Source organism: Pseudobutyrivibrio sp. OR37, from assembly GCF_900113655.1.
Lineage (GTDB): Bacteria > Bacillota > Clostridia > Lachnospirales > Lachnospiraceae > Pseudobutyrivibrio.
In genome coordinates, this window is record NZ_FOQF01000026.1 from 44,799 (window position 1) to 52,231 (window position 7,433).

The 7,433-nt window shown below is 38.6% G+C and carries 7 protein-coding genes and 2 tRNA genes; 8 read left to right on the forward strand and 1 reads right to left on the reverse strand.

The annotated features are described in order from the left end of the window. Positions 1-12: 12 nt before the first annotated feature. On the forward strand, positions 13-1,647 hold the full coding sequence (locus BM097_RS12105) for a glycoside hydrolase family 9 protein (protein WP_090550168.1): 1,635 nt from the start codon (positions 13-15) through the stop codon (positions 1,645-1,647). A 37-nt stretch (positions 1,648-1,684) separates the two neighbouring features. Here BM097_RS12105 and BM097_RS12110 read toward each other — a convergent pair whose 3' ends face one another. Further along, the gene (locus tag BM097_RS12110) at positions 1,685-2,413 is read right to left on the reverse strand and encodes an ion transporter (RefSeq protein ID WP_090550172.1); all 729 of its coding nucleotides are present in this window, start codon (positions 2,411-2,413) and stop codon (positions 1,685-1,687) included. A gap of 412 nt (positions 2,414-2,825) precedes the next feature. On the opposite strand from BM097_RS12110, the gene BM097_RS12115 reads away from it, so the two are divergent. The 7 genes from BM097_RS12115 to BM097_RS12145 form a co-directional block, all read left to right on the forward strand. Then, a tRNA-Val gene (locus tag BM097_RS12115) sits at positions 2,826-2,898 on the forward strand. Between the two features lie 26 nt (positions 2,899-2,924). Further along, positions 2,925-2,998 (forward strand) — tRNA-Met (locus tag BM097_RS12120). A 90-nt stretch (positions 2,999-3,088) separates the two neighbouring features. Then, a complete protein-coding gene (locus tag BM097_RS12125) occupies positions 3,089-3,277 on the forward strand; it encodes a M15 family metallopeptidase (RefSeq protein WP_090550177.1) in 189 nt (62 codons plus the stop codon). A gap of 98 nt (positions 3,278-3,375) precedes the next feature. After that, positions 3,376-5,049: a methyl-accepting chemotaxis protein gene (locus BM097_RS12130; RefSeq protein ID WP_090550182.1), complete on the forward strand. Its 1,674-nt coding sequence runs from the start codon at positions 3,376-3,378 to the stop codon at positions 5,047-5,049. A 133-nt stretch (positions 5,050-5,182) separates the two neighbouring features. Continuing rightward, complete coding sequence (locus BM097_RS12135) at positions 5,183-5,533, forward strand: hypothetical protein (RefSeq protein ID WP_090550185.1); 351 nt, start codon at positions 5,183-5,185, stop codon at positions 5,531-5,533. Positions 5,534-5,749: 216 nt separating this feature from the next. Next, a complete protein-coding gene (gene eno, locus BM097_RS12140; protein WP_090550188.1) occupies positions 5,750-7,051 on the forward strand; it encodes a phosphopyruvate hydratase in 1,302 nt (433 codons plus the stop codon). Between the two features lie 107 nt (positions 7,052-7,158). Further along, a partial coding sequence (locus BM097_RS12145; RefSeq protein WP_143084988.1) for a helix-turn-helix domain-containing protein occupies positions 7,159-7,433 on the forward strand: 275 nt, incomplete at its 3' end.

The following is a 7,433-nucleotide window of genomic DNA, read 5'->3' on the forward strand; positions in this document are numbered from 1 at the left end:
GGGGGAATAAAAATGAACAAGATTTTTGTTAATCAGGTTGGGTTTTTACCTAATTCTGAAAAGAGAGCTGTGCTTAATTTTAATGCAGCAAAGTTTCAAGTAATCGATGCAAACGGAGAGTCAGTGTTCAAAGGGGAAACTACCCACTTTGGCACTGATGAAATCTCTGGTGAGGACACTTATATCGCTGATTTTAGTCCAATTAAGAATCAGGGTATGTACAAAATCCTTGCTGGTGATGTTTCCAGTGCATCTTTTTTTGTTGGAGATAATGCGTTTGGTAAGCTTATGGAGGATGTTTGCAAATGCTTTTATTATCTTCGCTGCGGTCATGGTTTGGATAAGAAATATGCAGGAAAGTATTATCATGACCCTTGCCATGTTTCAAAGGCAACAGTTTACGGGGAGGATGTTCCAGCTGTAGATGTGTGCGGTGGCTGGCATGATGCAGGTGATTACGGTAGATATTCCACTGCAGGCGCTGTAGCAGTGGCACATTTATTATATGCTATAAGATTTTTTCCAAAGCTTCTTGATGTGGAATTTGATATTCCAAAGGTTTCCTGTGAGAAAGGGCTTTTGCCAGATATATTAGCAGAAGTAAAAGTGGAATTGGATTTTCTTATGAAAATGCAAAGAGAGGATGGAAGTGTATGGCATAAGGTTACAACCTTTAGTCATGCTCCATTTATCATGCCAGAGGATGACAAGGAGGAGTTATATCTCTTTAGTGTATCATCACTTGCTACAGCAGATATTGCAGCTGTTTTTGCACTGGCACATTCCGTATATGCGATATTTGATAAAAGCTATGGAGATTTACTTTTAGAGAAAGCCTTAAAGGCCTATGAATGGCTAGAGGCAAATCCTAAGCCTTTATTATTTAAAAATGCCGAAGGCTCTAATACAGGGGAATATCCTGAAAACGAAGATTACTCTAACAGATTCTGGGCGGCAGCAGCTTTGTACGAGGTGACAGGTGAAAAGAAATACTATGAGGATGCCTTGAAGCAGAAGCCACTTATTGAAGCGTACGATAAGGGAGATGCATTTAAGGAATATACAGGAAATATTTTTACCTGCTTTGGCTGGGCAGATGTTGCAGGTCTTGGCGCGCTGTCAGTCATCTTAAATGATGATGGAAGTGAGCTTCATGCATTTGTGGAGAATGCACTAATAGAAGAGGCTGAAAGATTAGTAGAAAACGCTTCGGAAAATGGTTTTGGCCTATGCATGAAAAAGAATAATTTTATCTGGGGAAGTAACATGGAGCTGTTAAAGTATCTCATGGTACTTACAGTGGCAAATGAAATAAAGCCAGCTGAGAAATTCGTAAATACGATAACAGCTGGAATCGATTATTTATTGGGCTGCAATAGCATGGATGTAAGCTATGTTACAGGACACGGTGAAAAGGCATTTAAGAATCCTCATCTACGTCCTACATTTGCAGGCAAACTAGAAGCATGGCCAGGCTTGGTTTCAGGCGGTCCTAACACAGGCCTTCAGGATGAAAGGGCACAGAGCCTTCCAAAGGATACTGCTCCTATGAAGTGCTATATAGATCATGTGGATTGCTATTCACTTAACGAAATTACTATTTATTGGAACTCGCCATTAGTATTTGTATTGGCTGGGTTGTTGTAATAATTTAATATTTTATTAAAGACAAATCTAAGTATGATTACAACTCATACTTAGATTTTGTTTTTGTAATCTCTGTCATATAAGCAGCTGTAATAATACCTGATGGCAGGGCAATCACAGCCACACCTACAAGTGCTGAACACATGGTAATAAGGCGTCCAATAGGAGTTACAGGTGATATATCGCCATAACCGATTGTTGTGATAGAAATGGTTGCCCAGTAGAGAGCATCGAAAAAATTATTAAATAGGTTAGGCTCTAGCTGGAATATCAGCATGGCAGAAACAAATATATACACAATAATCAGAATGAGAACAGCCATAAGCTGAGACTTAACCTTGCGAATAACATTGGCGATTATTATCATTGTTTTCGAATATCTAATCAGCTTTAGGGCGCGGAATATTCTAAAAAGGCGAAGTAGACCAATCATTGAAGAGACAGGTGTAAACAGATAGATAACAGGTAAAATAGATAGAAAATCAAATATTGCCAGTGGCGTGAAAAGATAGGCTATGTAAGCTCTATAGCTTTTATAGCCCATTTTATAGTCGGCAGTGTAAACTCTGGCGATGTAGTCTGTCAGAAAAATGAAGCTGGTTAGAATTTCAATCCAGTAGGTATAGGTGGTTTCCTTTTTTAACATCATAGGAATTAAACCTACAATAATTGCTGCTGTCATTAATTGATCGTAGGCATGGCTGGACTTATCACCAAATTTTGAAACCTCTAATACTTCGTATATTCTTCGCTTGAAATCGTACATAAATTACCCTCTACATAAATCCGTTGTACAATGCGGCTACCCCTAGAATTGCTAACACAATACAAAAGAAACGACATATCCATACAAATCTCCTTGAAGCTATCTCTTGAGTGTCTGAGTGCATTCCAGAATCATCAATTAATTGTTTGTTGTTATCAGCCATATTATTATCCTCACAAGAATCACTATATGGGTAATAATATCATCTATATGTGAAATAATTATAAAACTTTTATAGCTATTAAATGTACGATAGTATAGGGACTGGGGGCTGAGATGGGATGGGAAATTTCAGCAAATTAATGCTCAAAATAAAAGTATTGCGAATATTTGTTTTTGAGTTGACATTCTTTGAATCCAATGCTATATTATACGAGTCGCTTGAAGCGGTAAACAAATCGCAAAAAGCTCTGGGATCTTAGCTCAGCTGGGAGAGCATCTGCCTTACAAGCAGAGGGTCACAGGTTCGAGCCCTGTAGGTCCCATTTTAAATCAAATATTTCATTAATATGGCGAGATAGCTCAGTTGGCTAGAGCACGCGGTTCATACCCGCGGTGTCGAGGGTTCGAATCCCCCTCTCGCTACGCAACAAGAAGGAATCCATCAGGATTCCTTTTTTTGTTGCGTAGCGAGAGGGGGATTTCTGTATTTATTCAAACCGTGGGTCTCCCGCGATGTCTGACTACACTGGCATCACAAAAGAACAGTATGCAAACCGCATGCTTTTAAGAGATGTTATGCTTCGTCATGGGTTTAATCCATTAGCAGAAGAGTGGTGGCATTTTACCCTTGCTAATGAACCATATCAAAATACTTATTTCACATTTCCAGTGAGTGCATCCTCTGTAAAGAAAAAAGTATAAAAAAATTGTGAAAAAAGCCTATAGATAAGCCTTTTCTTTTATAATTATTGTGTCGGGGTTTTGTGTATTAATATACATCATGTATTGGAGGAAAAGGTATGAATAAGAGGAAAGGGACAATAGCACAGGCACTAAATGGTTTTTCGACATTTACTATCAAGCTGTTTCAAGGGATAACTTTGATAATGGCAATATTTTTGGCTGTGATTTTTGTTAATATTTATAGCTTTTATAATGTGCAATTTGTAACCGAAACCTACCAGATGGAAATTAGAAAGGATGTGCAGACAATTAATAAGCGTTTGCTTCTTGCTGTTGCATCTAATGATTCTGAGGTTACAGCTGCACAGAAGGAGGATTTGGAAGGAAGATTCCCGAAGATTGAGGGATATTTTTCAACTATTTCGGATAACCTTAACAACGATACTTTAGGCTCTCAGCTTACAACCAATTGGAAGGCATTCGAGGATGCTTCCTTTGAGATGTTAGCTTTGGTGGAAAAAGGAGATACTAAGGGCGCATTAGAATATTATAATTCTACACTTAATGATGTATCAGAGACCTTAGCAGATTCTTTGGATGAAACTGGTACACTGGCAGAAAAGGCAGCAGCTGGTAAATATAGAACAATTCTTGTTATCATTGGCGCTGCAGTTGTTGTTTTAATTATTGGACTTATAGTTATCATAACAATTAATAAGAAAAAGAGTAAAGCCCTTATCCATGAAATAGAAGAGGATTTGGATGTTCTTGCAAAGGCTACGGAAGAGATAGCTAAGGGCAATGTCCATGTTGAAATTGATTATGATGCTGATAATGAAATTGGCAGAGTTGTAAATCAGCTTAGAACAGCAGTTGATTCCCTGATTTATTATATTGATGAGATTGGAAACAACATGTCTACTATGGCACAGGGCGATTTTAATGTTACCTTTGATAAAGACTTTGATGGGGATTTCAGGGATATCCAGAATGCAATCGAAGCCTTTTCACAGCAGATATCTGATTCTATGACAGAGATTATGGAGGTGTCTGAGATGGTATCTGATGGTGCTAATCAGATAGCAGGCGCAGGACAAAACCTAGCAGATACAGTTACATCACAGGCGAATATTGTTGACGATTTATCTGTTACCGTTAATCATATTACAGATCAGATTTCTACAAGCTCAGCAGATGCTACAACTATTTCAAAAGAGGTTGAGGTGGTTGCAGAGAATATTGTAGAAGGTAATAAGAGGATGCAGGATGTAGTAAATGCAATGGATGCCATTTCATCATCATCTCAGGAGATTTCAAAGATTATTGATACAATCAATGAAATCGCAGATGAAACAAATCTGTTATCCCTTAACGCATCCATTGAGGCTGCCAGAGCGGGAGAGGCAGGCAAGGGCTTCGCGGTTGTTGCAGGAGAAGTTTCGAAGCTGGCTGGACAGACAGTGGAGGCTGCGCAGGACACAGCAGAGCTTATTAATGCATCTCTTAGAAATGTAGAAATAGGTATATCAATTGCAAATGATACAGCAACAAAGCTTAATGCTATGGTGGAACAGGTTCAGGGAATTGCTGGCAAAGTAAAATCTATTGCAGATGCATCTAATACCCAGGCTGAATCCGTAAAGGAAATGTCTAGTGACATTAGTGAGATTTCTTCTGTTGGTCAGAACAATGCCGCCACATCGGAGGAGTCACTTGCATTAAGCTACGAGATGAACGAGCATGCTAATTCACTGAAGGGATTGGTTGAAAAGTTTAATCTTAAAAGGTAAAGAAGAAATTTTACAGGTACAAACTATAATATCGATAGAATAGTTCGATTTTAGTGGAAAAATATAGAAAAATTAGATATTATATATGTATCAAATATTATTTACTGATATCATATTGAGGAGGCATAATGTAATGGGGAAAAAATTTAAGCTCAAGGTAACCGAGTACAACGACAAAAAAGAGGTTATCAACGAAGAACTAATGGGGAAGGCTACTAATATTCAGGATGCTGAACGCTATATGCGTGATTTTATATTAGGTGGTATGATCTTTTTTAATTATCGTGTAACTAACGTATCTAAGGATATTAAGGTTTCTGTTAAAGAAGCTCCTGATTATGAATGTACATATAGATTTTATGATACTTCAGATAGCATTATTTTTATCTCACATGCGTTCGATTACGATATTGTTAAAGAAGACGAAGATGGAAGCGTAACTACAAAACATGCTTCGTGCTCTTTAGTCGAAGTTGACAACTAGTAAAAATGAGGGCTATAGGGTCTGGCTGCATAAGCCAGATCCTATTTTTTATAAAAATTTTTTTAATTCTCTACTTAAAATTCTTGACGATTTTACACAGTTCTGTTAATCTACTTATGGTTAGCAATAGCTAACTAATGTGTGAATCATTGTGGAACTCCTTATATTGTTGCTACCAATTGGGAGTTCCCGAATTTAAGAAGGAGGAAGTAATTTATGGATTACTTAGAGATTGAAAAGGTTGTAGGTAGAGAGATTTTAGATTCAAGAGGAAATCCTACAGTAGAGTGTGAGGTTACTCTTGTTGATGGCACCGTTGGAAGAGGAATGGCTCCATCTGGCGCATCAACAGGTGAGTTCGAAGCATTAGAGCTTCGCGACGGAGATAAGAATAGATATTTAGGTAAGGGAGTAAAGAAGGCTGTTGAAAATATCAACGGACCTATCGCTGAAGTAATCGAAGGCATGAATGCATCAGACATCTATGCTATCGATGCAGCAATGATTAAGGCTGATGGCACAAAGGACAAGTCAAACTTTGGTGCAAACGCAATCCTTGCAACATCAATTGCTTGCTGTAGAGCAGCAGCTACATCACTTGAGATTCCACTGTATAGATTTCTTGGTGGTGTTCAGGGTACAAAGCTTCCAGTTCCAATGATGAACATTTTAAATGGTGGTGCTCATGCAGATAGCGCTGTTGATACACAGGAGTTTATGATTATGCCTGTTGGTGCTCCATCATTTAGCGAATGCTTACGCTGGTGTGCAGAAGTTTTCCACGCACTTAAGGCTATCCTTAAGGATATGGGAGATGTTACAGCAGTAGGTGATGAAGGTGGTTTTGCTCCAAATTCACTTAAGAACGATGAGGACGCTATAGAGACAATTCTTAAGGCTATTAAGGCTGCTGGCTTTGAGCCAGGCAAGGATTTCATGATTGCTATGGATGCAGCATCCAGCGAGTGGAAGTCTGAAAAGGGCAAGGGCTACTATCATCAGCCTAAGTCTGGTAAGGACTTTACAACAGATGAGCTTATTGATCACTGGGCAGCGCTTGTAGACAAGTATCCAATCATCTCTATCGAGGATGGTCTTGACGAAGAGGATTGGGAAGGCTGGCAGAGAATGACAGCAAAGATTGGTGACAAGGTTCAGCTTGTAGGTGATGACCTTTTTGTTACAAACACAGAGCGTCTTTCAAAGGGTATTGCTAATGGATGTGGCAATTCAATCCTTATCAAGCTCAACCAGATTGGTTCAGTATCAGAAACACTTGAAGCTATCAAGATGGCTCACAAGGCAGGTTATACAGCAATTTCATCACATAGAAGTGGTGAGACAGAGGATACAACAATTGCAGATTTGGCTGTAGCTCTTAACACTTGCCAGATTAAGACAGGTGCTCCTTCACGTACAGAGCGTGTTGCTAAGTATAATCAGCTTCTTCGTATCGAAGAACAGCTCGGTGGTGCAGCATGCTATCCAGGAATGGACGCATTTAATGTAACAAAATAGATGAATATTATGAACTAGGCTAAACACATGGATGCTACCTTTGTATTTGATATGATCCTCCTTAAGTAGACAAGGTAAATAACCAAATCTACTTAAGGAGGTTTTTTATGTCAAAATCCCCATTTACTCCAGAGTTTAGAGAAATGGTATCAAAATTGTTTTTAGATGGTGAGTCTTCAATTGAGTTATCCAAGAAATATGGTGTCTCTGCTTACACAGTTCGAAAGTGGGCTTTAAGATATAAAGAACAAGGTATTGAAGCTTTCGCAAATCATGTTGGTAACAAGGCCTATTCACTTGAATTTAAGCAGCAATGCGTAGAGCTATATCTTTCAGGGACGCTCTCAATAGATGAAATAGTTGCTAAGTATTGTATATCAGC